The 25,996-nt window shown below is 73.9% G+C and carries 21 protein-coding genes and 1 riboswitch; of the genes, 9 read left to right on the top strand and 12 right to left on the bottom strand.

Annotated elements, in window-relative coordinates; all coding sequences use genetic code 11:
- Positions 1 to 3: 3 nt before the first annotated feature.
- The 3 genes from OG462_RS39450 to OG462_RS39440 form a co-directional block, all read right to left on the bottom strand.
- Positions 4 to 1,551, bottom strand: coding sequence for an ATP-dependent DNA ligase (locus tag OG462_RS39450; protein ID WP_406065496.1), 1,548 nt, complete (start codon positions 1,549 to 1,551; stop codon positions 4 to 6).
- A 49-nt stretch (positions 1,552 to 1,600) separates the two neighbouring features.
- Positions 1,601 to 2,776 carry a DUF6397 family protein gene (locus tag OG462_RS39445; protein ID WP_406065494.1) on the bottom strand — a complete coding sequence of 392 codons (1,176 nt, stop codon included), beginning with the start codon at positions 2,774 to 2,776 and terminating at the stop codon, positions 1,601 to 1,603.
- A gap of 146 nt (positions 2,777 to 2,922) precedes the next feature.
- On the bottom strand, positions 2,923 to 3,336 hold the full coding sequence (locus OG462_RS39440; protein ID WP_406065492.1) for a roadblock/LC7 domain-containing protein: 414 nt from the start codon (positions 3,334 to 3,336) through the stop codon (positions 2,923 to 2,925).
- A gap of 151 nt (positions 3,337 to 3,487) precedes the next feature.
- Between OG462_RS39440 and OG462_RS39435 the strand changes: the two genes are divergently transcribed.
- The gene (locus OG462_RS39435; protein ID WP_406065490.1) at positions 3,488 to 3,913 is read left to right on the top strand and encodes a PPOX class F420-dependent oxidoreductase; all 426 of its coding nucleotides are present in this window, start codon (positions 3,488 to 3,490) and stop codon (positions 3,911 to 3,913) included.
- A gap of 86 nt (positions 3,914 to 3,999) precedes the next feature.
- Here OG462_RS39435 and OG462_RS39430 read toward each other — a convergent pair whose 3' ends face one another.
- From OG462_RS39430 to OG462_RS39410, 5 genes are read right to left on the bottom strand one after another with little or no spacing between them, the layout of a single operon-like run.
- On the bottom strand, positions 4,000 to 4,620 hold the full coding sequence (locus tag OG462_RS39430; protein WP_406065488.1) for a GTP-binding protein: 621 nt from the start codon (positions 4,618 to 4,620) through the stop codon (positions 4,000 to 4,002).
- Positions 4,601 to 5,017 (bottom strand): DUF742 domain-containing protein, encoded by a 417-nt coding sequence (locus OG462_RS39425; RefSeq protein WP_073814172.1) that lies wholly within the window; start codon positions 5,015 to 5,017, stop codon positions 4,601 to 4,603. The genes OG462_RS39430 and OG462_RS39425 overlap by 20 nt, the downstream gene beginning before the upstream one ends.
- Positions 5,018 to 5,030: 13 nt before the next feature.
- Positions 5,031 to 5,465: a roadblock/LC7 domain-containing protein gene (locus tag OG462_RS39420; protein WP_406065486.1), complete on the bottom strand. Its 435-nt coding sequence runs from the start codon at positions 5,463 to 5,465 to the stop codon at positions 5,031 to 5,033.
- Positions 5,462 to 8,596: a nitrate- and nitrite sensing domain-containing protein gene (locus tag OG462_RS39415; protein ID WP_406065484.1), complete on the bottom strand. Its 3,135-nt coding sequence runs from the start codon at positions 8,594 to 8,596 to the stop codon at positions 5,462 to 5,464. The genes OG462_RS39420 and OG462_RS39415 overlap by 4 nt, the downstream gene beginning before the upstream one ends.
- A 54-nt stretch (positions 8,597 to 8,650) precedes the next feature.
- Complete coding sequence (locus tag OG462_RS39410; RefSeq protein WP_406065482.1) at positions 8,651 to 9,475, bottom strand: MHYT domain-containing protein; 825 nt, start codon at positions 9,473 to 9,475, stop codon at positions 8,651 to 8,653.
- 164 nt (positions 9,476 to 9,639) lie between these two features.
- Here OG462_RS39410 and OG462_RS39405 point away from each other — a divergent pair, with 164 nt between their 5' ends.
- The 5 genes from OG462_RS39405 to OG462_RS39385 all read left to right on the top strand — a co-directional run bounded on the left by OG462_RS39405 (position 9,640) and on the right by OG462_RS39385 (position 15,756).
- Positions 9,640 to 10,248, top strand: a complete 609-nt coding sequence (locus OG462_RS39405; protein WP_406065480.1) for a methyltransferase domain-containing protein — start codon at positions 9,640 to 9,642, stop codon at positions 10,246 to 10,248.
- A 270-nt stretch (positions 10,249 to 10,518) separates the two neighbouring features.
- Positions 10,519 to 12,531 (top strand): bifunctional serine/threonine-protein kinase/glutamate ABC transporter substrate-binding protein, encoded by a 2,013-nt coding sequence (locus tag OG462_RS39400; protein ID WP_406065478.1) that lies wholly within the window; start codon positions 10,519 to 10,521, stop codon positions 12,529 to 12,531.
- Positions 12,532 to 12,634: 103 nt separating this feature from the next.
- A complete protein-coding gene (locus OG462_RS39395) occupies positions 12,635 to 12,973 on the top strand; it encodes a hypothetical protein (protein WP_406065476.1) in 339 nt (112 codons plus the stop codon).
- A 134-nt stretch (positions 12,974 to 13,107) separates the two neighbouring features.
- Entirely contained in the window at positions 13,108 to 14,187 is a 1,080-nt protein-coding gene (locus tag OG462_RS39390; protein WP_406065474.1) for a hypothetical protein, read from the top strand.
- A 180-nt stretch (positions 14,188 to 14,367) separates the two neighbouring features.
- A complete protein-coding gene (locus OG462_RS39385) occupies positions 14,368 to 15,756 on the top strand; it encodes a tannase/feruloyl esterase family alpha/beta hydrolase (RefSeq protein WP_406065472.1) in 1,389 nt (462 codons plus the stop codon).
- Between the two features lie 31 nt (positions 15,757 to 15,787).
- On the opposite strand, the gene OG462_RS39380 is transcribed toward OG462_RS39385, so the two are convergent.
- On the bottom strand, positions 15,788 to 16,336 hold the full coding sequence (locus tag OG462_RS39380; RefSeq protein ID WP_406065470.1) for an MOSC domain-containing protein: 549 nt from the start codon (positions 16,334 to 16,336) through the stop codon (positions 15,788 to 15,790).
- A gap of 86 nt (positions 16,337 to 16,422) precedes the next feature.
- Positions 16,423 to 17,514 carry a fatty acid desaturase family protein gene (locus tag OG462_RS39375; RefSeq protein WP_406065468.1) on the bottom strand — a complete coding sequence of 364 codons (1,092 nt, stop codon included), beginning with the start codon at positions 17,512 to 17,514 and terminating at the stop codon, positions 16,423 to 16,425.
- A gap of 277 nt (positions 17,515 to 17,791) precedes the next feature.
- Here OG462_RS39375 and OG462_RS39370 point away from each other — a divergent pair, with 277 nt between their 5' ends.
- Positions 17,792 to 20,902: a DEAD/DEAH box helicase gene (locus tag OG462_RS39370; RefSeq protein ID WP_406066887.1), complete on the top strand. Its 3,111-nt coding sequence runs from the start codon at positions 17,792 to 17,794 to the stop codon at positions 20,900 to 20,902.
- Positions 20,899 to 22,323, top strand: a complete 1,425-nt coding sequence (locus OG462_RS39365) for an SWF or SNF family helicase (RefSeq protein WP_406065466.1) — start codon at positions 20,899 to 20,901, stop codon at positions 22,321 to 22,323. The genes OG462_RS39370 and OG462_RS39365 overlap by 4 nt, the downstream gene beginning before the upstream one ends.
- Here the strand turns inward: OG462_RS39365 and OG462_RS39360 are convergent.
- Together OG462_RS39360 and OG462_RS39355 are read right to left on the bottom strand one after the other, a co-directional pair.
- Positions 22,304 to 23,170, bottom strand: coding sequence for a hypothetical protein (locus tag OG462_RS39360; RefSeq protein WP_406065465.1), 867 nt, complete (start codon positions 23,168 to 23,170; stop codon positions 22,304 to 22,306). The two genes, OG462_RS39365 and OG462_RS39360, sit on opposite strands and share 20 nt — an antisense overlap.
- A gap of 255 nt (positions 23,171 to 23,425) precedes the next feature.
- Entirely contained in the window at positions 23,426 to 24,280 is an 855-nt protein-coding gene (locus tag OG462_RS39355) for a bifunctional 5,10-methylenetetrahydrofolate dehydrogenase/5,10-methenyltetrahydrofolate cyclohydrolase (RefSeq protein WP_406065463.1), read from the bottom strand.
- A gap of 28 nt (positions 24,281 to 24,308) precedes the next feature.
- A riboswitch (ZMP/ZTP riboswitch) is annotated at positions 24,309 to 24,417 on the bottom strand.
- A 92-nt stretch (positions 24,418 to 24,509) separates the two neighbouring features.
- Between OG462_RS39355 and OG462_RS39350 the strand changes: the two genes are divergently transcribed.
- Positions 24,510 to 25,994, top strand: coding sequence for a GAF domain-containing protein (locus tag OG462_RS39350; protein ID WP_406066886.1), 1,485 nt, complete (start codon positions 24,510 to 24,512; stop codon positions 25,992 to 25,994).
- Positions 25,995 to 25,996 lie beyond the last annotated feature (2 nt).

The raw sequence follows: 25,996 nt of genomic DNA, 5'->3' as shown, positions 1-25,996 counted from the left end.
CGCTCAGCGACGGCCGATGATCTCCTCGACGGTGTCGGCCTCGGAGGCCTGCTTGTCGGGTCGGTGACGCAGGACCCGGGCGAAGCGGAGCGTGACGCCGGCCGGGTAGCGCGTCGAGGTCTGGAGACCGTCGTAGGCGATCTCGACGACGAGCTCGGGTCTTACGCGCACGGTGAATCCGTCGTCCTCCACGGCGAGTTCACCGAGCCGTTCGGTCTGCCAGCGCAACATGGCGTCGGTAAGTCCCTTGAAGGTCTTTCCGAGCATGACGAAGCCGCCGTCGGCGGTGCGCGCGCCGAGGTGCAGGTTGGAGAGGAGCCCGGTCCTGCGCCCGTGCCCCCGCTCGACGGCGAGAACGACCAGGTCGACGGTGTGGACGGGCTTCACCTTCAGCCAGGTGCGTCCCCTGCGACCGGCCACGTAGGGCGCGTTCAGGGCCTTGACCAGGACACCTTCGTGCCCACGGGACAGCGTGTCGGTGAGGAACAGCTCGGCTGCCCGGCCCTGCGCGGGGTCGCCGGGATCGGTCACGACGAGGCGGCGGACCCGCTGGGACTCGGGGAGCAGTCGCGCGAGGGCCTCGTGCCGTTCGCGGCCCGGCCGGTCGATCAAGCCCTCGCCGTCGACCGCGAGGACGTCGAAGAAGACAGGGGTGAGAGGCAGGGTGGCGTGCGCACCGGCCACGTCGGTGCGGGAGCCGACCCGGGAGGCGATGGACTGGAACGACACCGGGCGTCCGGTGTCCGGGTCGAGCGCGATCACCTCGCCGTCCAGGATGAACCCGTCGGCCGGCACGGCGCGGGCGGTCGCCACCACTTCGGGGAGCCGGTCGGTGATGTCGTCGAGCGAACGGGTGTGGACACGGACCTCGTCGCCGCGCCGATGGACCTGGATGCGGATGCCGTCGAGCTTCTCCTCGACGGCGCAGGGCCCGAGTGCGGTGATCGCCTCGGTGACGGAGGCCGCGGTGTGCGCCAGCATCGGCTGTACGGGATTGCCGACCCGGAGGGTGAACCGGTCGAGCGCCGTGGCGCCTTCGGCGAGCACCGCCCGGGCGACCGGGGGCAGCGAGCCTTCGAGCATCACGGCGCGCCTCAGCTCACCGGCGGGCACGGTGGCGGCCTGGGCGACGCCCTCCAGCGCGACGGCGTCGAGAGCTCCCTGGCGCACCTCCCCGGTGAGCAGCCGCAGCAGGAACTGCTGCTCCTCGTCGGTGGCAGCGGCGAACAGGGCGTGGACGAGCCGGGTCCGCTCGGCACGGACGCCGGGTCCGGAGACCGCCGCGAGTTCCGTCATCGCCCCGTCGACGCGCGCGAGCGTGAGGCCCGGCCGTTCGGCGGACGGGACAGCCGGCGGAACCACCTCCTTCAGGACGCTCCAGCCGACCCCGATCCGCCCCTGCGGGAGCCGGCCCGAGAGGTAGGCGATGACGAGGGGACTCTCGTCGGGCTCGGCCTCCACGAACAGCTCGGCGAGAAGGCCGATCTTGCGCGAGCGCGCGGAGGTGGCGGCGACCTCCCGGGACACCTCCGCGACACGGGCGAGCAGCATGAGGCCATCCTCCCCAGACCCCGCCGAGGCCGCACGCCGCGCACCGCCGTCAGGGCCAGGACACCGGGCGCCTCCGTCCCCCGTTCCGTCCAGCGTCGGTCGTCCTCCTGCGTCGCAGCCGGTCGAGGAGCCGGGTGCGGGCCGGACGACCCGGTGGACGGTCGGTCGCCTCCGGACGCCCAGCGGGAACCGCCGCCATGGGCGGAACCGCCGGTGGCGTCGAGGGCCGAGGTGGCGGCGAGGTCTCCGGACACCCCCACGACACCGCCGCCCCGAGCGGCACCACCGACGCGGGCCGCCCGGACGGGACGGGCGGAACAGGCGCCAGGGACGGTACGGGCGCCATGGTCAGCACCGGCGGCCGGGACAGCGGCAGGGGCGCCCTCGCCCCCGACCGTCCGCCGGCCGAACCCGAGGCCCGGACCGACGCCCACGGCCCGCTCGCCCCGCCCTCCCCGGGATACGGCGCCGGCTGCTCGGCGCGCGCCTCGTCCAGCACCAGGGCCAGGCTCAACCGGTGCCAGAGGATCTCGTCCGGGTCGTCGGCCCGCATGAGCCGCTCGGCGATGTCGCGCGCCGCCGCCCGCACCGGCATCCCGGGCGGCGCCGGCGGGCGCAACCGGTCGAGATGCGAGCGCTCGTACGGGTCGTCGACGACCTCGGCCACCTGGACCGGGTCGAGGAGCGAGGCGATGGCGGCGGCCCGCGCCCATGCGTCGTCCGTGGCGCGGAACAGCACAGCGAGCCGCCGTGCCCGCCAGTTCCTGGGCCGTAGGTCCTCGTGTGCGGCGAGGCGTTCCCGGAGTTCCATGGGCAGGCGCCCGGTGAGCAGCGCGGGGCAGGAGAGGCCGAACTCGGCGACCTCTTCCGCGAGATACATCCACACGACCGCGCGATAGCGGTTCAGGGAGAACCGCACGGGACTGACGTGGCCCGTCCGGGCCAGCCTGGTGAACCGCTCCGGAGTGATCTCCAGGAGTTCGGCGGCCTCCCCCGTACCGACCGCGCGCACCCGTTCGCGCAGGCCGGCGGGAAAGTCGGGCGCGGCCCTGAGACGGTCGAGCTCGCACTGCTCGACCCGCCGTCGTCCGCCCTCTCCCGCCGGCACCGTCCTCACCAGGCCGAGCTGGACAGCCAGCTGGAACTCGTCGCGCCTCAGTTCCAGTTCCTGCGCTGCCCGCCCCGGTGCCATCGTCCCCGTGCGCGCTCCTTCGTCGACCGTCATCCCGTGGCCCTCCCCCGTACGTCCGTGTTCTCGCCGTGTCGCGGATCTCTCCGACCCACCACCGAGAACGTAACGCAGAGTGACGAACACCGCACGGCCTGTGGACAACCGCCTGTGGACAACGCCTCAGGACGGCGGCCCGAGCGTCAGAGCATGGCGCCGCCCGGACGCCCCGGCTGTCGCGCCGCCACGCCGAGGTGCTCGCCGACGCGGTTGACCAGCAGCGTCATCTCGTACGCCACCTGACCGACATCCGCTTCCGCCGCGCTCAGGACGCAGAGGCAACTGCCCTCGCCCGCCGCCGTCACGAAGAGCAGCGCCTCGTCGAACTCGACCATCGTCTGGCGTGCCCTGCCCGCCCTGAAGTGCCGGCCCGAGCCCCGGGCGAGGCTGTGCAGCCCCGAGGAGACGGCTGCCAGGTGTTCGGCGTCCTCGCGCGCGAGTCCGCTGCTCGCGCCCGTCACCAGGCCGTCGTTCGACAGCACGAGCGCGTGCCGTATGAATCCGACACGCTGGGTCAGGTCGTCGAGAAGCCAGTCCAGTCCCTTGTCCAACGCCATCAGTGGTCCTCCCCCTGGGTGGTGCGTCCCGAAGACCCGGATTCCCGTGATCCTCGTGCCGCAGTGGTCCGCCGTATCGCCGCAAGCCTTACGCACTGTCGTGAACAGGGCAAGCACTGCACCACGCCCGCGCGTGCCGCAGGATGGGGGCATGACGAGGATGACCGATGACCAGTGGCGGACCTTCGTGTCCGAGGGAACCCGTACCGGCAAGCTGGCGACCGTGCGCGACGACGGCAGTCCGCACGTCGTGCCGATCTGGTTCCTTCTCGACGGGGACGAGTTCGTGTTCAACACGGGCAAGGACACGGTGAAGGGCCGCAACCTCGCCCGCGACGGACGGGTCTCCCTGTGCGTCGACGACGACACCCCGCCGTTCGCCTTCGTCTCGCTCAGCGGTCGTGCCGAACTCAGCGAGGACCCGAAGGAGTTGCGTCACTGGGCCGGCCGCATCGGCGCCCGCTACATGGGCGAGGACCGGGCGGACGAGTTCGGGAAGCGCAACGCGGTCCCGGGCGAACTCCTCGTCCGGGTACGCATCCACAAGGTGACCGCCCAGGCCGGCGTGGCCGACTAAGGGCCTGCCCGCCGATCCGCCGGCCGGACCCCAGCCGGCCCGGACGGCGGGCCCGAGCTCAGCCGGCCCGGACGGCGGGCCCGAGCTCAGCCGACCGTGTCGAGGAGCCGGGCCGTGTGCATCCGTCCGGCGTACTCGACCAGGCGGATGAGGACTTCCTTCCCGGAGTCGCGGTCGCGGGCGTCGCACAGCACGACGGGCGTGCCCCGGTCCAGGTCGAGCGCGCGGGAGACGTCGGCCGCGCCGTACGTACGCGCGCCCGTGAAGCAGTTGACGGCGACCACGAACGGGATCTTCCGGTGCTCGAAGTAGTCGACCGCCGGGAAGCAGTCCTCGAGTCGCCGGGTGTCGGCGAGGACCACGGCTCCCAGGGCGCCCTGCGACAGCTCGTCCCAGAGGAACCAGAACCGGTCCTGGCCGGGTGTCCCGAAGAGGTACAGGGAGAGCCCGGAGCGGATCGTGATGCGGCCGAAGTCCATGGCGACGGTCGTGGTGGTCTTCTGGTCGACTCCCCCGGTGTCGTCGACCGACTCCCCGGCACGGCTGAGCTGTTCCTCGGTGCGGAGCGGCCGGATCTCGCTGACCGCGCCGACGAGGGTGGTCTTGCCCACGCCGAATCCACCGGCGACCAGGATCTTCAGGGCGAGGGCGGTGGTGTCCGCGTCGCCGTCGTCCGTGCCGGTGCTCTCAGAGCGCTCGTAGGCCATCGATTACTTCCCTCAGGATTCTTTCGTCGGGGAGCTGTGCGGGCGGTACGGGCCGGCTGACACGTACGAAGCCCGATTCGAGGAGGTCACCGAGGAGGACCCGGACGACGCCGACGGGCAGGTCGGCGTCGGCGGAGAGCTCGGCGACCGACTGGGTCTCGGCCCGGCAGAGGGCGAGCAGGGACCGGTGCTCGGGGCCGAGGAGGGACTCCTCGGCCGGTCCGGGCGGGTCGTCGTCCACGACGACGAGGGCGATGAGGTCGAACCGTACGTTGCTGGGGCCGGGCTTGGTCCGGCCGCCGGTCATCGCGTACGGGCGTACGAGCGGTCCGGCTTCGGCGTCGTACCACTGACTGCCCGGGACGGACGGGCCGCCGCCGGTGCTGTCCTCGTTCATGGGCTTCTCCGGGTCAGCCGGCGGCCGGCGGGGTCACCGTGAGCCGCGGCGGGGTGTGCAGGTGCTCGCCGACGCGCTTGACGAGGCGGGCCATCTCGTACGCGATGAGGCCGATGTCGGCGCTGACGGAGCTGAGGACGGCGAGGCAGGAACCGTCCCCCGCCGCGGCGACGAAGAGGAAGCCGTCGTCCATCTCGACCATGGTCTGCCGGACGCCGCCCGTGTGGAACTGGCGGCCCGCCCCCTTGGCGAGGCTGTTGAAGCCGGAGGCGATGGCGGCCAGGTGTTCCGCGTCCTCGCGGCTGAGACCGCTGGAGGCCCCGACGGCGAGTCCGTCGTTGGAGAGGACCACGGTGTGGCGGACCTCCCGGACCCGCATGACGAGGTCGTCGAGGAGCCAGTCGAGCTCGCCGGACCGGTGGTGGGAGATCCTCTCGTGGTCGATCATGACTGGTCTCCTTCGGGGCGGGGTTCGTCGGGGGTGGTCGCGTCGTGGCCGGGAACGTGGCCGGTGCCGGTGCCGAGGGGGCGTCTGCTGCCCGGGGCCGCGCCGCCACCCCGCTGCCAGCCGTCCCGGTAGGCCGCCATGCGGTCCCGTACCACTTCCGGGGTGCGGGCGTCCGTGCCCGGGGCGGGCGGTACGAAGACCGGTGCCGCCGCGGGTGCTTCGCGCAGCTGCGGGACGAGGCTCGCCTGCCGTACCCGACGCGGCAGTTCGCCCTCCGCATCCTCACGGTGTCCGACAGGACCGGCGGGGCCGGCGGGGCCGGTGGTCGTGCCGGGCTGCTGTTCGCGCGTCGGCGGCGGTACGGAGGGACCGCGGCGGCGCAGTTCGGTGACTCTGGCGGGCGGCGGCGCGGGCTCCGGCGGCGCCGCGAGTGCGGGCACGGCGGTCGGGCGCGGCAAGGGCTGCGGGCGCGAGGACGCGGGAGTCTGCGGTGGGACCGGAGCACGGGGACCGCTCGTCTCCTGGGGCGGGATTCCGGGCCGTGCACCACCCGTTGACGATGGGGAGGTCCTGCGGGGCGCCGGGACGGGTCCGGCGGGAGCGCCTCCACCGATGGCGGGGTGCGGACCGGCCTGTGCCGGGGGGCGGGACACCTGCGGGCGGCCGAAGCGGCGGGCCTCGGCACGTTGTGCCTCCTCGTGTTCGCGGGCGGCGCGCGCGTCGTCCGTACGACGGTCGGAGCCCAGGCGTTCGGCGCCGAACCCGTCGGCGGCGAAGCCGTCAGCGCCGAACCGGTCGCCCGTCACGTGCTCGTCGCGGGTCTGTCGGTGGTCAGCGCCCGGATCTCCCCCGGCGGAGGAGGAGGGCGAGCGGGGATCGCGCGCCTGCGGTGTTCCGGCGTGGGGCGTGTCGGTTCCGTGGCCGGTCGCCGGTGTGCCGCGGCCGGGCGGCAGTGCGCCCTGGAGGAGGTCGGTCGGGAGCAGCACGACGGCCGTGGTGCCGCCGTACGGGGAGGTCCGCAGCTGGACCTTGATGTCGTGGCGGGACGAGAGCCTGCTGACCACGAAGAGGCCGAGGCGGTCGCTGTCGAAGAGGTCGAGGGCCTCTGACTGGGCGATGCGCGCGTTGGCCTCGGCGAGGGTCTCCTTGCCCATGCCGAGTCCCCGGTCCTCGATCTCCAGGGCGTATCCGTTGCCGACGGGTTCTCCGCTGACGCGGACCTTGGTGTGGGGCGGGGAGAACTGGGCGGCGTTCTCGATGAGTTCGGCGAGGAGGTGGGTGAGGTCGGCGACGGCGCCGCCGACGACGGCCGTCTCGGGGAGTCGGCGCACTTCCACGCGCGCGTAGTCCTCGATTTCGGAGACGGCGGCGCGGACGACGTTGGTGAGGGGGACGGGCATCCGCCAGGCGCGGCCGGGGGCGGCGCCCGAGAGGATGATGAGGCTCTCGGCGTGGCGGCGCATCCGGGTGGTGAGGTGGTCGAGCCGGAAGAGGTCGCCGAGCTCGTTGGGGTCGTCGGCGCGCCGCTCCATGCTGTCCAGGAGGTTGAGCTGGCGGTGGACGAGGACCTGGCTGCGGCGGGCGAGGTTGACGAAGACCCCGGAGATGCCGCTGGCGAGCTCGGCGCGTTCGACGGCCGCGGAGAGGGCCGCGCGGTGGACGGTGGTGAGGGCCTCGCCGACCTGGCCGATCTCGTCCTGGGACGCGGGACCGGGCGGGGCCTCGGCCTGGACGTCGATCTCCTCTCCGGCGCGCAGCCGGCGCATGGCGGCGGGGAGTTTCCCGCGTGCGATGCCGAGGGCGGTGTTGCGGAGGCTGACGAGTTCGACGACGAGGCCGCGGCCGATCCGGACGGAGATGACGAGGGAGGCGGCGACGGCCGCGAGGCCCAAGATCACGGCCGCGCCGCCCGCGGTGAGGACCCCACCGGCGAAGGGGTCGGCGCGGCCGGCCGCGGCGGTGCGCGCGTCGTTCTCGATCGCGGTGAGTCCGTTGCGTACGGCGGCGAGGGTGTCGTCCCAGTCGGCGGAGGTGACCGCCTGGGCGGCGGGGCGGCCGGGGCTCGCGGAGCGGATCCGGTCCTCGGCCCGGGTGAGCCTGGCCTGGTCGCCGCCGGCCGCGAGCCGGGCCCAGGCGGCGCGTTCGGCGGTGGGCAGGTCGGCGGTGGCGGAGGTGGTGAGTGTACGCCGGGTCTCGACGGCGCCGGAGAAGGCGCGGAGCCGGTCCGCGGTGAACTCGCCGTCGAGGTGGGCGGCGGTGAGGAGCGCGTCCTCGCGGGACAGCATCTCGCCCGCCCGGCCGAATTCCAGGAGTACGCGCGCGTCGGAGCCCTGCTGGGTGTCCTGGATGCCGGTGAGGGCGCCGCCGACGGCGAAGGCTGCGGAGACCGCCGCGGTGTACTCCTCGTACACCTGGTTCCCGTCGGCCCGCCCTTCGGTGGCGGCGGTACGGAGCCGGGCGAGGCCTTCGACCTTGCCGACGAACGCGCTCACCCGCTCCCCGACGTCGCCGGGCAGGTCCCCGGTGTCGCCGACGGTGTGCGTGCCGTTCAGGCGGAGGCGGTCGACGGCCTCGTCCGTGCGGCGTATCCGGTCCTTGAGCTCGGCGGCCCGAGTGGCCCCGGGGGCCGCGACCTGCCGTACGGCGGCGCGCCGTTCGGCCTGGAGGGCGGCGAGGGCGGCCGTGACGGGCTCGCGGATCTCGGCGTCGACGCGCTGGAGCTGGCGGAGCCTGGCGACGTCCTGTGCCGTGGTGACGGTGGCGAATCCCCACAGTGCGAGGAGCGACACGACCGGGACCATGAGGAGAGAAACGATCTTGGCGCGGACGGTTCGGGGTCGCAGACCGCGGTGCGGAGAGCGGGGAGACGGCGCCTCGGCGGCGGCAGGTTCGGACGGCGCGTGGGTGCCGGCCCGGTGCCCGGTGACCGGGTGTCCGGTGACCGAGTGTCCGGCGGGCGTGTGTCCGGTGACCGAGTGTCCGGTGGCCGTGCGTCCGGTGGTCGGGAAGGCGTCGGGGGTGGGCTCGCCCGGCTCGTCGGCGGGCGGCCCGGCGTGCGCGCGCCGCCCGCGCGCGGCCGCCGACGGCGGCGCCGACGCCTTGGCGTCGTTGGTCCTGCGGGGAGTTCGCATGGCCTCCTCGTTCCGGCTGCGACTGTCGTGGTGCGTGACGTACGGGGGTTCGGGTCAGCTCGTGGGTGTGCGGGCGGTCCGGAAGCCGGGAGGTGCGACGTCCACCGCGCGTTCGTCGGGCTCGGTGAGGCGCCCGGCGGAGGCGTACGCCGCACGTTCCTTGGCCGTCGGGGAGAGCGCGACGAACGCGGAGGTGATGAAGAGGTACGAGCCGAGGCCGACGGCGAGCGGGAAGATGAACTGCATGACCGTGGCCCCGGGGAGGGTCGCGGCGGAGGGGACCACGTCCACCCGCACCGCGAACATGCCCGTGTAGTGCATGCTGCTGACGGCCGCGCCCATCACGAGCGAGGCGACGGCCACGGCGGCGGGTGAGTGGATGTTGAGGGCGGCCCAGAGGGCCGCGGTGGCGGCGACGACGGCGATGACCACGGAGAGGCCGACGAGCAGGGGGTCGAACCGGACCTCCCCGTGGAGCCGGAGGGCGGCCATGCCCATGTAGTGCATGCTCGCCACGCCGACGCCCGTGGTGAGCCCGCCGATCAGGAGCGAGCGGACGCGGTCGCGTCCGTAGCCGACGGCGAACACACCGACGCCGACGACGGCCATCGCGATGACGAGGCTGAGGATGGTGAGCGGAACGTCGTAGCGGATGTCGGTGCCGGTCACGCCGAAGCCGAGCATCGCCACGAAGTGCATCGTCCAGATTCCGGTGCCGATCGCGGAGGCGGCCGTGAGCAGCCAGTTCCGCCGCGAGCGGCCGGTCGCGTCGAGGGCGCGTACGGTGCAGCGCAGCCCGAGGGCGGCGCCGACGCAGGCCATCGCGTACGACAGTGCAGGTGTCAGCCAGCCGTAGGTGGCGTGGTCCAGGTGTCCCATGGCTCCCGGACGCTAGTGCGCATCAGGGGGCGCACTAGGGGCGCATTTCGAAAGCTGATGGAATATGACAGAGAGATGATCCCGAACGATCGCACCGGGCTCGAACGTGCACACAGAACGTCCACACAGAACGTTCACAATCCCGCGTGCGGGATCATGGGCGCATGAGCGATGACCCCACACACGTCCGAGAGTTCTTCGGCGCTCGCGCCGCCGACTGGGACAGCCGGTTCCCCGACGACGGCCCCGCGTACGCGGCCGCGGCGAAGGAGCTCGGCCTGCGCCCGGGCGACGCGGTACTCGACGCCGGCTGCGGGACCGGACGTGCCCTCCCGCCGCTCCGCGCCGCCGTCGGCCCGTCCGGCACCGTCCTCGGCGCCGACCTCACCCCCGAGATGCTCGAACAGGCCGTCTCCGCCGGGCGCGGCGGAACGGACGGGATCGCGACGCTGCTGCTCGCCGACGTCGGGCGCCTGCCGGTGCGCGACGGCGCGCTCGACGCCGTCTTCGGCGCGGGGCTCATCTCGCACCTCGCGGAACCCGTGGCCGATCTGCGTGAACTCGCCAGGGTCGTACGGCCCGGAGGCCGGCTCGCGCTCTTCCACCCCATCGGGCGGGCGGCGCTCGCGGCCCGCCACGGCCGGCAGATCACCCCGGACGACCTGCGCGCCGAACCCCGACTGCGCGGCGTACTCGCCGAAGCGGGCTGGCGGCTCGTCAGTTACGTCGACGAGGACACGCGCTATCTGGCGATGGCCGTACGGGAGGACTGAGCCGCGGATCGCCTGCTCCGCACCGCCGTGCGGAGCACCAGCGGACCGGACACTCCGCCGTCGAGGGTGACTCCCTCGATCTTCGGCCGGGCGTGGAGGCGTCCGCCCCCGCGCCCCGGTGTCCGGGTCACTGTCGCGACCCGGGCGCGGGGCGGGGCACGGCGGGGCATGCCCCGTGGGCCCTCCTTGATCCGGCTGGATCCACCACCCGGATGTGGCAGAGTCGGGGCGGGGTCGGCGGTCTGAACGAGGGGGCTGTGAGTGGCGCGGGTGGTCGACGATCGGTTCGAGCTGGCGGCTCGGCTCGGCGGGGGCGGTATGGGGACCGTGTGGCGAGCGCGGGACCTGGCACTCCACCGCGAGGTGGCCCTCAAGGAGGTGCGCCCGCCCGACCCGGCGCTCGCCGAGTACGACCCCGAGGGCGCCCGGGAGCTCCGCATCCGGGTGCTGCGGGAGGCCAGGGCACTCGCGCGCGTGGCCCACCCCCAGGTGGTGACCATCCATCACATCGTGGACGGTGGCGAAGGCACGTACCCCTGGCTCGTCATGGAGCTGGTCGCCGGCGGCTCGCTCCAGGACCGCCTCGACCGGGGTGACCTGACCGCCGGCGAGGCGGCAACGCTGGGGCGGGGGATCCTCGCGGGGCTGCGGGCGGCCCACGCGGCGGGCATCCAGCACCGGGACATCAAGCCCGCGAACGTCCTGCTGCGGCCCGACGGACAGCCGGTGCTCACCGACTTCGGAATCGCGGCGATCCACGGCGCCACCGCCCTCACCGCCGCCGGCTCGATCATCGGCACGCCCGACTACATGGCGCCCGAACGTGTCAGCGGCGAGGAGGGCGGGCCTGCCGCCGACCTCTGGTCGCTGGCGATGACGCTGTACGTCGCGGTGGAAGGTCACCACCCGCTGCGCCGGGCCAACACGCTCGCCACACTCGCGGCCGTCCTCGGCGAGGACGTACCGCCGCCTCGGCGGGCCGGGCCGCTGACGCGGGTTCTGACGAGCGTGCTCGTACGGGATCCTGCGGCGCGTCCCGACGGTGAGGCACTGGACCGGATGCTCGCGGGGGTCGAATCGGAAGCGAGAGTCGACCCTCACGTTCAAGCTCAAGCACAGGTTCAGGCTCAGGCACAGGCTCCAGCACAGGCTTCGCCTGCGGCCGTGGGTGACGGATCCCCCGCCGTCGACGCCGAGCCCCGGGACGCGGTCCCGCCGCACACGGGAACGCGGGTACAGGCGCAGGTGCAGGCGCCTGCCGCGGCCCTCCCGCCCTCCTCCGTCGACGCCACCGTCGACACCGCCACCGCCTTCCCCCTCGCACCCCCGGTACCGACCCGGCCGCCCGCGACACGGAAGCGGCAGGGCGGGATGTACGCGGCGGCAGCGGGGGCGGCCGTCGTGCTCAGCGGCGTGCTCGTCTGGAACCTCCTTCCCCTCGGCGACGAGAAGGACGGCGGAGAGGGCGACCGCGTCGCGGGCAAGCCCAGCGGCCAGAGCGCGTCCTCGCCTTCCACGCCTTCGTCGCATTCCACGGGCGCGTCCGCGGCTCCCCCGACCGGCGGCGACCCCGCCATCACCATCGGGATCAAGTTCGACCAGCCCGGTCTCGGTTTCAAGAACCCGGACGGCACGTACGCGGGTCTCGACGTGGACGTGGCGACCTTCGTCGCCCGGGAACTCGGCCACGCTCCCGCCGACATCGCGTGGAAGGAGGTCCAGAGCTCCACCCGCGAGTCCGCCCTCACCGGCGGCGACGTCGACCTCGTCGTGGCCACGTACACGAAGAATTCCGTACGGGACAAGAAGGTCGACTTCGTCGGCCCCTACTTCATGGCCCATCAGGACGTCCTGCTCGCCGCCGGCAACACCTCCGTCAAGAGCCCGACGGATCTCAACGGCCGGCGGGTCTGCACGGCCAACGGCACCAGCATCGCGCTCCTGATCCGGACGAAACTCGCCCCTCAGGCGCAGGTCGTGACACACGACACTTACGCGCGCTGCATCAGCGAACTCGCCTCGGGCGCCGTCGACGCCGTCACCACCGACAACACGTTGCTCGCCGGATACGCCGAGCAGGCCGCGTACAAGGGCCGGTTCAAGCTCGCCGGTTTCAGTGTCAGCGACGAGCCCTACGGCATCGGCGTTCCGGAGGGCGGCGATGCACAGGGCACGATCCGGCGGGCACTCCAGAAGATGTTCGACGACGGTTCCTGGAAGAAGGCCGTCGAGAAGAACCTCCCGCTCCTGAGGAACGCCACGCCGCCGGCCCAGCAGCGGTGAACCGTCCTAGATCCTGGATGCCGCCAACGCACCCTTCTTTCCCGTCACTTCACTGACTACCGTGGACGTGCCGGGCAGTCGTGCCCGGGAAAGGCGGTGGGGCGTGGCACGGGTACCCGAAAGACTGCGCAGACTCCTGCCGTCGGCCCGGCGGGCCCCCGAGACCGCCGCGACGGCGCCACCGCGCCCCCGGCAGGGGCACAACCTCTTCGAGGCGGCCGCGGAGTACGTGGCCGCGTGTGCCGAGGACGACCCGGCGCGGGCCGAGGAGGCGGCCAGCCGGGTCTCCCCCGGAATGCTGTCGTTCGGGGTCAATGAACTGGCCTGCCGGGCGCTCCTCACCCTCGCCCGGGAACGGAACGAGTCGCCCAGGGCCGTGGCCCGCTCGCTGCTCGGTCTGCGGGAGGAACCGGCGAGGCGGCCGGCGGGCGACGACGTGTAGCTCCCGCCGTGCGAGGCGGGGGGCCGATCGTCGGCAGCGCGTCCGTACGGCGATGCAGGTCACTGCGCAGATCTATGGACAGGTCTCCCTCCTCACTGGTTAAGGTGCGCCGACAACCAGATGGGGAGGCATGCGTGGCTGGGACGGACCCGATCGCCGAGGCCGAGGCCGTCGGCGATGCCGACGCGCTGTTCGTGCTGACCGCGGCACTGCTGACGCCCGCGCGTTTCCCGAGCGTGCTCGGTGACGACTACCCGGCTGCCTGCGCGGCGCTCGGGCTTCAGCCGTACGCGGAGGGGTACGGGCTCGTGTTCGGCCAGGACGGGCTCGGGGCGCGCTGGACGGTCGTCGTCGACGACGTGTCGCTCGTCGCGGTGGCCATCTCCTCCTGGGACTGCGGCATGGCCTACGACCTCTCCCCCGACGAACGGTCGGTGGTCGCCGGGCTGCCTGGCTGGCCTCTCGACCTGAACACCCGCGCCCCCGGCATACCCGCCCCGCACGACCCCGAGCCGGAGGAGGGCGACCCCGCCCCTCTGGTCCCTCCGTCCGGTGACGCGTGGGGCCCGGCCCAGCGGCGCCTCGGCGCCGACGAAGTGGCGCTCCAGTGGGCGACCTGGCGGGGCCAGGTGACGACCGATGCCCCAGCAGGGGAAGGAACGGAGGCCTCGTCCGAGCCGACGGCATCGCCCCGGACCGAGACCTCGCCCAAGACCGCAGCCTCACCCGGCACGGCGGCCTCGCCCGACGCTGCGGCCTCGCCCAAGGCGCCGGCCTCACCCACAACGTCGGCCTGGTTCCAGTCGGCCTCCTCCGCCAAGGCGGCACCGCCCCGCGAAGCCGCACCATCCCCCGACCTTGCAACGTCTCCCGCCGTGGCACCGTCTCCCACCGCGGCTCCGCCCGCCGACCCGGTGCCGCCCGCAGCCACCGTCCCCGACCCGTACGACGGCGTCCGCAGGGCCCTCGACGAGCTCCACGGCTACCTCCAGGAGCCGCCGCCGGTCGGGCGGGTGCGGTCCGACGCCGGTACGGACGGCGGCGTGCGGACGCTGCGTGCGGACGGCCCCGGCTGGTCGCTGGTGGCGCGGACGGACGACATGGCCTTCGTCCTGCTCGACGAGCTGCCGGGCGAGGTGCTGCCCGTGGCCCGGGGACTGCGCCTTCCCGCGCTCCTCGAAGCACTCGACGCGATGGCCGTACGTCCTTCCTGAATCGTCCGGACGCCGTGAGTCCGGCCTGCGGCCTGCTTCGGCAAGACACTCCCTGGGAGGTGTCACGCCGTTCCACACGGGACGGCAGGCCGAGGTGTGGTCCGGGACCATGGCCCGGTGGTGAGGGTGCGCCGCACGATGTGGCGCCGTACCCGTTCCCACCGTCCCCCGGAGGCCACCATGCGCCTGTTCCCAGGCGTCCCGCTGCTCGCCGCGCTCCTGACCGCCGCCACCGTCCTGGCCCCCGCGAGCCCCGCCGGGGCGGAGGAGCGGGCGCAGGAGCGGGCCACCCCGCACTGCGCGCGGCAGGACCGGCTCCACGTGCCCGGCGCCGAGCACCAGCAGTCGGCCTGTCTGGCCGACCTGACGACCGCCGGGCTCGCCGGCAGCCCGTACACCGACACGGCGGACCAGGCCGGGCTCGCCGCCCTGGGGACCCGTAACCCCTCGGGCGTGCCCGGCGTCCAGATCGACGGCTACTTCCCCGACGACTCGCGCCTCAACGCCACCCACGGCTGGGCGCACGACGCGCAGTTCGTCATCCGGCTGCCCGACGACTGGAACGGCGGCCTCGTCGTCACCGGCGCGCCCGGCACCCGGCGCCAGTACTCCACGGACGCGCTCATCTCCGACCAGGTCCTCGCCCGGGGCTTCGCCTACGCCGCCACCGACAAGGGCAACACGGGACCGGACTTCTTCACCGACGGACGGGGTCCGGGCGACGCGGTCGCCGAGTGGAACCGCCGGGTGACCGAGCTGACGCGTGCCGCGAAGACGGCCGTACGGCAGCGTTACGGCCGGGTCCCGCAGCGCACGTACATGACGGGCATCTCCAACGGCGGCTATCTGACGCGCTGGCAGCTGGAGAACCGGCCCGAGCTGTACGACGGCGGGGTCGACTGGGAGGGCGTGCTGTGGACCTCCCGCGGCCCCAACCTCCTGACGAGCCTGCCGGTGACGGTGGCGCGGTCGCTCGGGCAGGCCTCCGACGAGGACCTGATCGGGGCGGGCTTCGCGCCCGGGTCCCGCTTCCTGTGGCCGTACCACGAGAAGGCGTACTGGGGGCTGACGCAGAAGATCTTCCGGGCCGAGTTCGACCCCTCGTACGATCCCGCCTGCCCCGGTTCCACCGCCGGCGGCACCGTGGAGCGGATCTTCGCACCGTGCGCCTCGGACGCCTCGTACGACTACGCCTCCCGGCCGGCGTCCGTCCACCGCGCGGTGGCGAAGGTCGCGTTGACCGGTCGGATCGGCAAGCCGCTCATCACGCTCCACGGCGACCTCGACACCCTGCTGCCCGTCGCCACCGACTCCGACGTGTACGCGCGGATGATCGACGCGCGGGGCCGGGGAAGGCTGCACCGGTACTACACGGTGCAGGACGGGACGCACACCGACGGCCTGTACGACACGTATCCGGACCGTCTGCGTCCGATCCTGCCGTGCTACCGCTCCGCGTTCGACGCGCTGACGAGCTGGGTCGAGGAGGGTACGGCTCCGCCGGCGGACCGTACGATCACGCGGCCCGCGAGCGGGGACGTGGTCAACTCCTGCGCTCTGGAGGGGTGAGCCGGGGCCCCGACGGCCCCGCGGGCCTCGCTCAGACCCGTTCCAGCGGGCGGTGCGGGCCCTCCGGCAGCTCGGCGCGGATCGGGTCGCCGGGGCGCACCTCCCCGCCGGTCAGGACGACGCCCATGATCCCTGCCTTGCGCACGATCTCGCCGTTCTCGTCACGGCCGAGCACCTGCTTGAGCAGTCCGTGCTGGAAGTTGTCGATCTGCGCGCACGGGTTGCGCAGTCCGGTGACCTCGACGACCGCCTCGTCGCCGAGGTGCAGGCGAGTGCCGGTGGGCAGGCCGAGGAGGTCGATCCCCCGGGTGGTGACGTTCTCGCCGAGGTCGCCGGGGGTGACCTCGAAGCCGGCTCCGGCGACGTCGTCGAAGAGCTCCGCGTGGATGAGGTGGACCTGACGCAGGTTCGGCTGCGTCGGGTCCTGGGCGACGCGGGACCGGTGCTTGACCGTCACGCCTGCGTGGACGTCGCCCTCCACGCCGAGTCCGGCAAGGAGGGTGATGCCCTCCCGGTTGGGCTTGGTGAACGTGTACGTGCCGTTGCTGCTGACCGTGGTGACCGTGCCGTTGCTGCTCATGGCGAGCTCTCCCCTTCTCCGCTCTCCGGAGGCCGGAGCACCGACCGCCGAACCGATGATCACACCGCTCGTGACCGTCGTCGACCCTACTCGGCCCACTCGGACCGCAGCGGCGCGCCCACCTCGTGCAGGTGGCCGAGGGCCTGCCGGTACGAGTCCACGAAACCGGTCTCCGTGTACGGCACGCCCAGGGCCGCGCAGTGGGCTCGGACAGCGGGCTGGGCGAGGCGCAGATTCGGGCGCGGCATGCTCGGGAAGAGATGGTGCTCGACCTGGTAGTTGAGGCCGCCGAGGAACCAGTCGGTCAGGGCACCGCCCCGGATGTTGCGCGAGGTGAGCACCTGGCGCCGCAGATGACCCCAGCTGTCGCCGTCCGCGTGCTCGTCGGGCCGCTCCATGCCCTTGTGGTTGGGGGCGAAGGCCATGCCCAGGTGCAATCCGAGCAGCATCTGGTGGACGAGGGCGAAGGCGAGCGCCTGGGCGGGGGTGAGGAAGGTGAGCAGCAGGGCCGTGTAGCCGGCGAAGTGGGCGAGGAGCAGCGCGCCTTCGACGAGCCGCTCGCGGCGGGTGCGGCAGGGGCCGTCCTCGGCCAGCAGGGCCTGGACCCCGTACACCTTGAGCGCGATGCCCTCCAGGGTCGTCAGCGGGAAGAACAGCCATGCCTGGTGACGGGTGAGGAAACCGCGCAGCCCCGTGCGGCCGGCCGTCTGGTGCTCGGCGAAGACGAGGATGTCGGCGGCGACGTCCGGGTCCTTGTCGAGGTGGTTGGGGTGGGCGTGGTGGCGGTTGTGCTTGTCGTTCCACCACTCCCGGCTCATGCCGAGGAGGAGATTGGCGTGGACGAGCTGGAGGATCCGGCTGACCTTGCGGTTCGCGGTGATCTGGGCGTGGCCCGCGTCGTGGCCGACGAATGCGGCGCGGGCGGAGAGCACCGCGAGCGGTACGGCGAGCAGCAGCGCCCACCAGGAGGGACCGATCAGGGCGAGCCCGGCCACGACGGCGGCGATGCCGAGGAGGTTGACGGCGATTCCGCGGGCGTACCAGCCGGGGCGGTGTTCGAGGAGGCCCTGTTCCCTGACCGTCCGCAGGAGCGGGGTGAACTCGCTGCCGCCCCTGGCACGGGCGGGCGCCACGGCGGGTGCGGCGGCGGCCGGGGGCAGGACGGTGGCCTGGGACATGGCGGGCTCCGGTTTCTGTGGTCGGGATGCGGTGGCGGCTCGGCAGTTGCGGTCTTCGGGCGCCTACCGAGAACGTACGGATCCGTGATCGTCCGGGGCCATGGCGTCACCACCCGTCCCCGGCCGGGGGTGCGCCGGGGGCAGGGGGTGGGGCGAGCCCCACCCCCATGCGCCTGTGGCGTGGATCACTCACGGCGGGTACGTCGTCGAGGCGGTGCCGTGGGGTACCCTCGGCCGCTCGGACTTCAGGTAGTCAAATTTGAGGAATGCGTTGTCGCTGTCGCACGGACCCGATGATTCCGCCCGCGAACCCGCACAGGTAACCACTCACGTATCCGCCGGGGAACCCTCCCCCCAACTCACCCGCCACTCCGCCGTCTTCCTCCCCGCCGATCCGCCCCGCGCGGGCCGGATCGCCTTCTGGTCACCGGACGGCGACACGCTGCCGGACCGGGGATCCCCCTCGACCGACACCCGTATCGAGGTCGGAGCCGGGGCCGGGGAGCAGGTCGGGATCGAGGTCGAGGTCCGGGCCGGGGCCGGAGTCGGGGCCGGAGTCGGGGCCGAGGTCGGCCTCACGGTCGTGGACGGGGAGAGCCTTCGGCCCGTGACCGTCCCCTCGCGCGCCCTCTCCGTACGGGATGCCCTGCCGCTGCTCGCCCGCGCCCGCTTCTCCGACACCGCATCCCCCGCAAGCGCTTTCTGGGGCGCCGCCTCGCTCCTCGCCCTCGACTTCGTCGCACGCGGCCTGCTGCTGCCCGGCCTCACCCCCGGCGACGTGGACGCCTGGCGGGCCGGTCCGCTCGGGCCCGGCGAGCTCGCCGAACTGCGGACGCTCGCCGCGTCGATGCCGCCCGAGGCCCACGCCGTACCGCTCTCGTCGGACGAGCCGCTACTCCTTCCCGAACCCGAGGCGCTGCTCCGCGCGTTCACCGACGCCGTCGCGGACGCCCTGCCCCGTACCCCGGCCGCTCCGCTCGCCGCCGGCGGTCCCGCCTTCGCCGCCGACGAGCCGCAGCCCCTTCCCGAGCAGCGGGCGTGGGCCGCCGAAGTGGCGGCGGTGCACGACGCGGGCGTCCGGCTCTCGCTCAGGCTCGAACTGCCGGGCTTCACCGCCGAGTCGGAGAAGGCGCCTGACTTCCGGGCGGTCCTGCAACTGCACGGCGTCGCCGACCCGACCCTCGTCGCGGACGCGGCGGAGGTGTGGGCGGGCTCCGGCCGGACGGGCACCGCGTTCGGCCCCCGGGCCCGTATGGACGCCCTCCTCGGCCTTCGGCGCGCCGCCCGTGCGTGGCCCCCGCTGGCGCCGCTCCTGACGGCGGCGGTACCCGACAGCGTCGAACTCGCCGACGAGGAGGTCGCGGAACTGCTCGGCGGGGTAGGCCGGGCCCTCGCGGCGAGCGGCGTTCAGGTCCACTGGCCGCGCGAACTCGCGGACCGGCTGACGGCGAGCGCGGTGATCGGCCCGGTGGGTGGGGAGACGCCCGGTGACGCGGACACCGCAGGCGGCAAGGGCGCCACCACGAGGTTCGGGTCCGGCGCCGGTGGGTTCGGGTCCGGCGCCGGTGGGCTCGGGTCCGACGAGGACGTCGAGGAATCCCGGTCCGCCTCCGGGCTCCCCTCCTTCCTCTCCGCCGACGCCCTGCTCGGCTTCAACTGGCGCTTCGCCCTGGGCGATCAGGAGCTGACCCGCGCCGAGCTCGACCGGCTCGCCGAGGCCGGGCGGCCCTTGGTCCGCCTGCGTGACCGCTGGGTGCTCGTCGACCCTGCCGAGGTGCTCCGGGCCCGGTCCCAGCAGGACCGTCCGGTGACTCCGGTGGACGCCCTCTCGGCCGTCCTCACCGGCACCACGGAGGTCGACGGCCGACCCGTCGAGGTGGTGGCGACCGGCTGGCTGGAGCGTCTGCGGGAACGGCTCGCCGACCCGGAGGGCGGGCGGCCCGAGGTGTCCCAGCCCGCGGCGCTCGCCGCGACCCTGCGCGACTACCAGCTGCGGGGGCTCGACTGGTTGCACCGGATGACCTCGCTCGGCCTCGGTGGCTGTCTCGCCGACGACATGGGGCTCGGTAAGACGATCACGGTCATCGCGCTGCATCTGCACCGGCAGTCCGACCCGGCCTCCGCCGGGCCCACCCTCGTCGTCTGTCCGACCTCCCTCATGGGCAACTGGCAGCGGGAGATCGAGAAGTTCGCGCCGGGCACGCCGGTGCGCCGCTTCCACGGCGCCACCCGCGACCTGGAAGACCTCGCCGGCGGCGGGTTCGTCCTCACCACGTACGGCACCATGAGGCTCGACGCGGCGCGACTCGCCGAGCGGAGCTGGGGCCTCGTCGTCGCCGACGAGGCACAGCACGTCAAGAACCCGTACTCGGCGACGGCCAGGCAGCTGCGGACCATCGGGGCACGCGCGCGCGTGGCGCTGTCCGGCACGCCGGTGGAGAACAACCTCTCCGAGCTGTGGGCGATCCTCGACTGGACCACACCGGGGCTGCTCGGCAGCCTCGGCGCCTTCCGGACCCGGTTCGCCGCCGCCGTGGAGGGCGGCCGGGACCCGGCGGCCGCCGCGCGACTCTCCGCACTGGTCCGTCCGTTCCTGCTGCGCCGCCGCAAGTCGGACCCCGGCATCGCGCCCGAGCTGCCGCCGAAGACGGAGACCGACCGGGCCGTCTCCCTGACACCGGAACAGGCCGGTCTCTACGAGGCGGTCGTACGGGAGACCCTGGCGGCGATCGCCGAGGCCGACGGCATGGCGCGACGCGGCCTGGTCGTGAAACTGCTGACCGGCCTCAAGCAGATCTGCAACCACCCGGCGCAGTACCTCAAGGAGGACCGGCCGAGGATCGAGGGCCGCTCGGGCAAGCTGGAGCTGCTCGACGAGCTGCTCGACACGATCCTCGCCGAGGGCGCGTGCACGCTCGTCTTCACCCAGTACGTGGGAATGGCCAGGCTTCTGGAGGCCCACCTCGCGGCGCGGGGGGTGCGGACGCAGTTCCTGCACGGCGGGACACCCGTCGCCGAGCGCGAGGCGATGGTCGCCCGTTTCCAGAACGGCGAGGTCCCCGTCTTCCTCCTCTCCCTGAAGGCCGCCGGCACGGGGCTCAACCTCACCCGTGCGGAACACGTCGTGCACTACGACCGCTGGTGGAACCCGGCCGTGGAGGCGCAGGCGACCGACCGCGCGTACCGGATCGGACAGAACCGGCCGGTTCAGGTCCATCGTCTGATCGCCGAGGGGACGATCGAGGACCGGATCGCCACCATGCTCGACCGCAAGCGGGAGCTGGCGGACACCGTCCTCGGGGCGGGCGGCGACACCCCGCCGGAGCTGACCGAACTGACCGATGCCGAGCTGGCGGAGCTTGTGCGACTGCGAGGGGACGGACGATGAGCGGATACGGACACGGGGCCGACGAGCGGACGTTCGCGGCGCTGCCGGCCACGCAGGGCGCGGCCTTCACCCGGACCTGGTGGGGCCGGGCATGGCTCAAGGCCCTGGAGGACACGGCGCTCGACGGCCGGCAGCTCAAAGAGGGACGCCGGCACGCGCGGGCGGGGGCGGTGGGCGCCGTGTCGGTACGGCCCGGGCGCATCACGGCGGTGGTCAAGGACCGTGACGGCACGGCGTACCGGAGCGACGTCCTGGTGCGGGAGTTCTCGGAGGAGGAGTGGGAGCGGCTCCTGGACCTCGCGGTGGACAGCGCGGGGCACATCGCCGCGCTCCTCGACCGCGAGATGCCGCCGCACCTGGTCGAGGACGCGGCGGCGGCCGGGCTCGACCTGCTGCCGGGAATCGGCGATCTCGATCCGAAGTGCGGCTGCGAGGCCTGGGACCACTGTCCACACACCACCGCGCTCTGCTACCAGGTGGCTCGTCTGCTCGACGAGGATCCCTTCGTCCTGCTGCTCATGCGGGGGCGCGGCGAGCGCACTCTCCTGGACCAGCTGCAGACACGCAGCGCCTCACGTGCCGCGCGCGGCGGCCGGGACGGCCGGGGCGCGGACGACACACCGGACATGGACGCCTCCGAAGGGGCCGGCGGGATGCCCGGCGTGTCGGCCGAGGAGGCCTACGCGGCGGGGTTTCTCGTACCGCCGCTGCCCGCGCCTCCGGTCGCTCCGGACGCGCCGGGCCGAACGCCGTCGCTCGACACGGAGACGGAACCGCAGCCGGGCGTCGAGCCGGCAGCCCTGGAGTTCCTCGCGTCGGACGCGGCGGGCCGCGCGCACCGGATGCTGATCGAGGCGCTCGACGCCGGGGCGGTGGCCGACGGCACGGCGGTCGGCGGGGCGGCGGTCGGCGGCAAGCCGGGCGTCGGGGCTGTGCTCGGCACGGCGGTCGGCGGCGCGTCGGTCTGCGGCGCGCCGGCGCGCCCGCTGACGGTCGCTCAGGATGCTGTACGGCTCGCGGCGGACTCCCCCGCGCCCTGGATCGCCGCGCGGCTCACCGCCGGCTCGGGCCGGACGCGGGCGGAGATGGACCTGGCCACGCGCGCGTGGCGGTTCGGAGGTGCCGCCGCGCTGGCCGTACTGGAGGAGGAGTGGACTCCGGACGCCGAGGCGCTCGCCCGGGCGGGCGCCCGGCTCGCGGAGGCCTGGGAGGACGACGAGCGGCCGGTGCTGCGGCGGGCGGGTGGCACGCGGTGGACGGTGGTGGGCGCGGAGGCGCAGCTGCGGCTCGGGGAGGACGGGCGCTGGTGGCCGTACCTGAAGTCCGGTGCCCGCTGGTCCCCCGCCGGACCGCCGGACCGCGATCCGGCGACCGCGCTGGCGACGGCCTTCGCCGCCGGCCCTACTGGAGCCGGTGGCTGAGGGTGCCGCCGCCGGCGGAGGGGGCGGCCAGGCTGCAGGCGACGGTGTCCGAGCCGAGAAGGTAGCTCGTCCGGTACGGGTACTGGACGAAAGTGGTCCAGCGCGTGCCGAGCGCTTGCCGCGCGGCCTTGCGGCGCAGCGGTTCGCGGCAGAGCAACGTCGCCGCCTCACGGACCGCCGTGTCCGTGGCGAGGAGTCCGGTGAGGCGGAGCCTGGCGACGAGTTCGGCGTTGTGCGGCGTGTCGCAGGAGCGCCGGAGCGCGGTGCCCGGCGCGCCGCGGTCGATGTCGAAGCAGTCGCCCACGCGCAGTGCTTCGAACGAGACCGGCCGGATGGATCCACCCCCTCCCCTCACGGAGCCGGTCGGCCGGGGGGTTGCGGTGCTTTTCCCGGTGCCGGAGGGCGTCGGGGACGTGTTCCCCCCTGGGGGAACGGACCGGAGGGGCGACGCGGTACGCGTCGGCGGGCCGTCCGAGGTCGCACCGGCTGTCGGCGTGTCGGCGGTGCGACCGCCGACTGCCCCGGTGTCGCCCGCGCGCGTGTCGTTCGGTCCTCCGCCGGCCGGCGGGGTGGCCTCGGCCCGGCCGTCGCCGGTGATGGAGGGCGACGGCACGCCGGCCGGGTCGCCGCCCGGCCTGTCGGCCGTGGACAGGCTCTGCTCGGTGCCACCCCTGGCTGCCACGAAAGCGGTCGCCACGAGCGCGGCCACGAGCAGCGGGACGAGCGGCACGCCGAACCACTGGGCGCGCCGGGCTGCCGGTCCGGGCCGGGGCGCGCCGAGCCGGACGAGCCGGGGCGACCAACCGGACTCGGAACCGGATCGCGCAGGCGCGGCAGGGTGCGTCACAGGGCTCGCATCGGACCCCGTGTGCGGGTCGGCCGCATCGAAATGTCCGGGCTCACCGGGCGGGGCGGGTTCGCCCGGCCGGCGGTCCGGCGGCGGGGTGGCGGTCGACGGGTGTGGCACAAGGTCAAGGTTCGCCGGTCGGCGGCTCCGCAGCCACCCTTTTAGGGGCGCCCTGCGCGGCCTGTACAGAAACGTGACCGTCATCGACCGCGGCCCCGCCCGCCACCGCTGCCGCCGCCCCGTCACGAACCGTGCCTACAGGCCGAGCTGGCGCTCCGCGCCCTCGACCGTCTGGGCGAGGAGAACGGCGATGGTCATGGGGCCGACACCGCCGGGGACCGGGGTGATCAGGGAGGCGCGCTCGGCGGCCGACGCGAAGTCGACGTCGCCGACGTTGCCCGGGTTGTAGCCGGCGTCGACGACGACGGCGCCGGGCTTGATGTCCGCGCCCTTGATGAAGTTCGGCCTACCGACCGCGGCCACGAGGATGTCGGCCTCGCGGACGACGGAGGAGAGGTCCTCGGTGCGGGAGTGGCAGTAGGTGACGGTGGCGTCGCGGCCGAGCAGGAGCAGACCGGCCGGCTTCCCGAGGATCGCGCTGCGGCCGACGACGACGGCGCGCTTGCCCCGGGGGTCGACGTCGTACGCGTCGAGGAGGCGCATGATGCCGCCGGGCGTGCAGGAGACGAAGCCGGGCAGACCGAAGCCCATGGCGGCGAAGGAGGCCATGGTGACGCCGTCGACGTCCTTCTCCGGGGCGATGGCCTCGAAGGCGACGCGCTCGTCGATGTGCGGGCCGACCGGGTGCTGGAGGAGGATGCCGTGGACCTCGGGGTCCTCGGAGAGCGCGGTGATCGCGGCGACGAGCTCCTCGGTCGTCGTGGCGGCGGGCAGCTCGACGTGCTTGGAGCGGATTCCGGCCTTCGCGCAGCGGTTCTGCTTCATCTTCACGTACGTCACGGAGGCCGGGTCGGCGCCGACCAGGACGGTCGCGAGACACGGGGTGACGCCGGTGCGACGGGTGATCTCGGCGGCACGGGCGGCGGTCTCCTCGACCGTACGGCGGGCGAGGGCAGTGCCGTCCATGAGGGTGGCGGTGCTGGTGGACATGGCAACTCCTGGGCGTCGTCTCTGACAGGTGATTCGCCCAGGCGCACGGCATCGGTACGGTCGCGCCGGTGGAGCACGCTCTCGCCGGGCCGCTCCCCGGTGGTGATCCACCTCGAGCGCCAGTCACGGCCCGAGCCCTACTGTACGTGAGCGGTCGGGGGCCGGTCCCGGACAGGGTGCATATGACCGGGTGCCGGGGCGCTTGTCGGCGGCGCCTCCGCGCATCACGATGAGCCCCGACGGGCCGGACGACCTCGACGAGGAGGCCGAGTTGAGCGATACGTGGATGGCCGGACGGGCGGAGGCGGCGGCCGAGACGCCCCACGGCGGCGGGGAGGCGACCGCCGCGGCTTCCTCCGCGACGGACCCGGGCCACGGGGATGCGCCCCTCGGCCACTGCCCCGGGGACAGGAGCCTCGGCCGCCGCCCCGGGGATACGAGCCTCGGTCATCGACCCGGGGATGCGAGCCTCGGGCGCCAGAGGGAGACCCTCAGCCCCGGTGAGGCGCCCCCCGGATCCTCCGGGCACGTCCGGCCGCTGGTCGCCGCGTCCTGGCGGCGTTCCGCACGCGCGCACGTGAGTCCGGACGGGGCTGCCCGGGTGGAGCTGGACGAGGACGAGCTCGCCGCGTACCGGGACGGCCATCCGCTGGCGTCGGCGATGCCGGTGATCCGGGAGCTGATGGGGGCGTACGCGACGGACGGGGAGCATCTCCTCGCGGTCTGCGACGCCGCCGGGCGGATGCTGTGGGTCGAGGGGCACCCGGCCACGCTGCGCAAGGCGCGGGGGATGAACTTCGTGGCCGGGGCCCGCTGGTCGGAGGCGGCAGCCGGAACCAACGCGCCCGGGACGGCCCTCGCCGTCGACCGGCCCGTGCAGGTGGTCGCCGCCGAGCACTTCCGGCACCCGGTGCGTGCGTGGACCTGCGCCGCCGCACCTGTGCACGATCCGCGCAGCGGACGGGTGCTCGGCGCGGTCGACATCACGGGCGGGAGGCGGCTCGCACACCCGCACAGTCTCGGATTCGTGCAGGCGGTGGCGCGGGCGGCCGAGTCGCAGCTGGCCCTTCTCGGGCCGGTCCCGGAGGCGGGCAGGCTCAGCCTCTCGGCGCTGGGCCGCGACGAGGCCCTGCTCTCGACCGGGGATCGGCGGGTCCGGCTGAGCCGCCGCCACAGCGAGATCCTGGTGCTGCTCGCGCATCGTCCGGAAGGGATCGGCGGCGAGGAACTCCTCACACTCCTCTACGAGAACGAGTCGGTCACTCCGGTGACGCTGCGGGCGGAGTTGTCCCGGCTCCGGGCGCTGCTGGGTCCGGATCTGCTGCGTTCGCGCCCGTACCGGCTGGCGGGTGGGGTGGACGCGGACTTCGCGGCGGTGGACCGGCGGCTTGCCTCGGGGGCGGTCGCGGCGGCGGCCGGGGAGTACGCGGGCCCGCTGCTTCCGGCCTCCCTCGCTCCCGGGGTCGTGCGGCTCCGTGAGCGTCTCGCGGACCGGCTGCGGGCGGCGCTGGTCGAGCGGGGCGACCCCGGGCTGCTCGCGGACTGGGCGTACAGCGTGTGGGGCGAGGACGACCTGGTGGTCTGGCGGGCGCTGTGCGCGGCGGTTCCGGCCTCCCGACTCGCGCCCGTACGCGCGCGTCTCGACTCCCTGGAGGCGGAACTGTCCGCCGGTGCAACGGTCTTGCAACGTCTGGGTCCGCACACTCGCCGGTGAGC

This window comes from Streptomyces sp. NBC_01077, from assembly GCF_045162855.1.
GTDB lineage: Bacteria > Actinomycetota > Actinomycetes > Streptomycetales > Streptomycetaceae > Streptomyces.
This window is presented reverse-complemented; position numbering and strand designations above follow the sequence as displayed.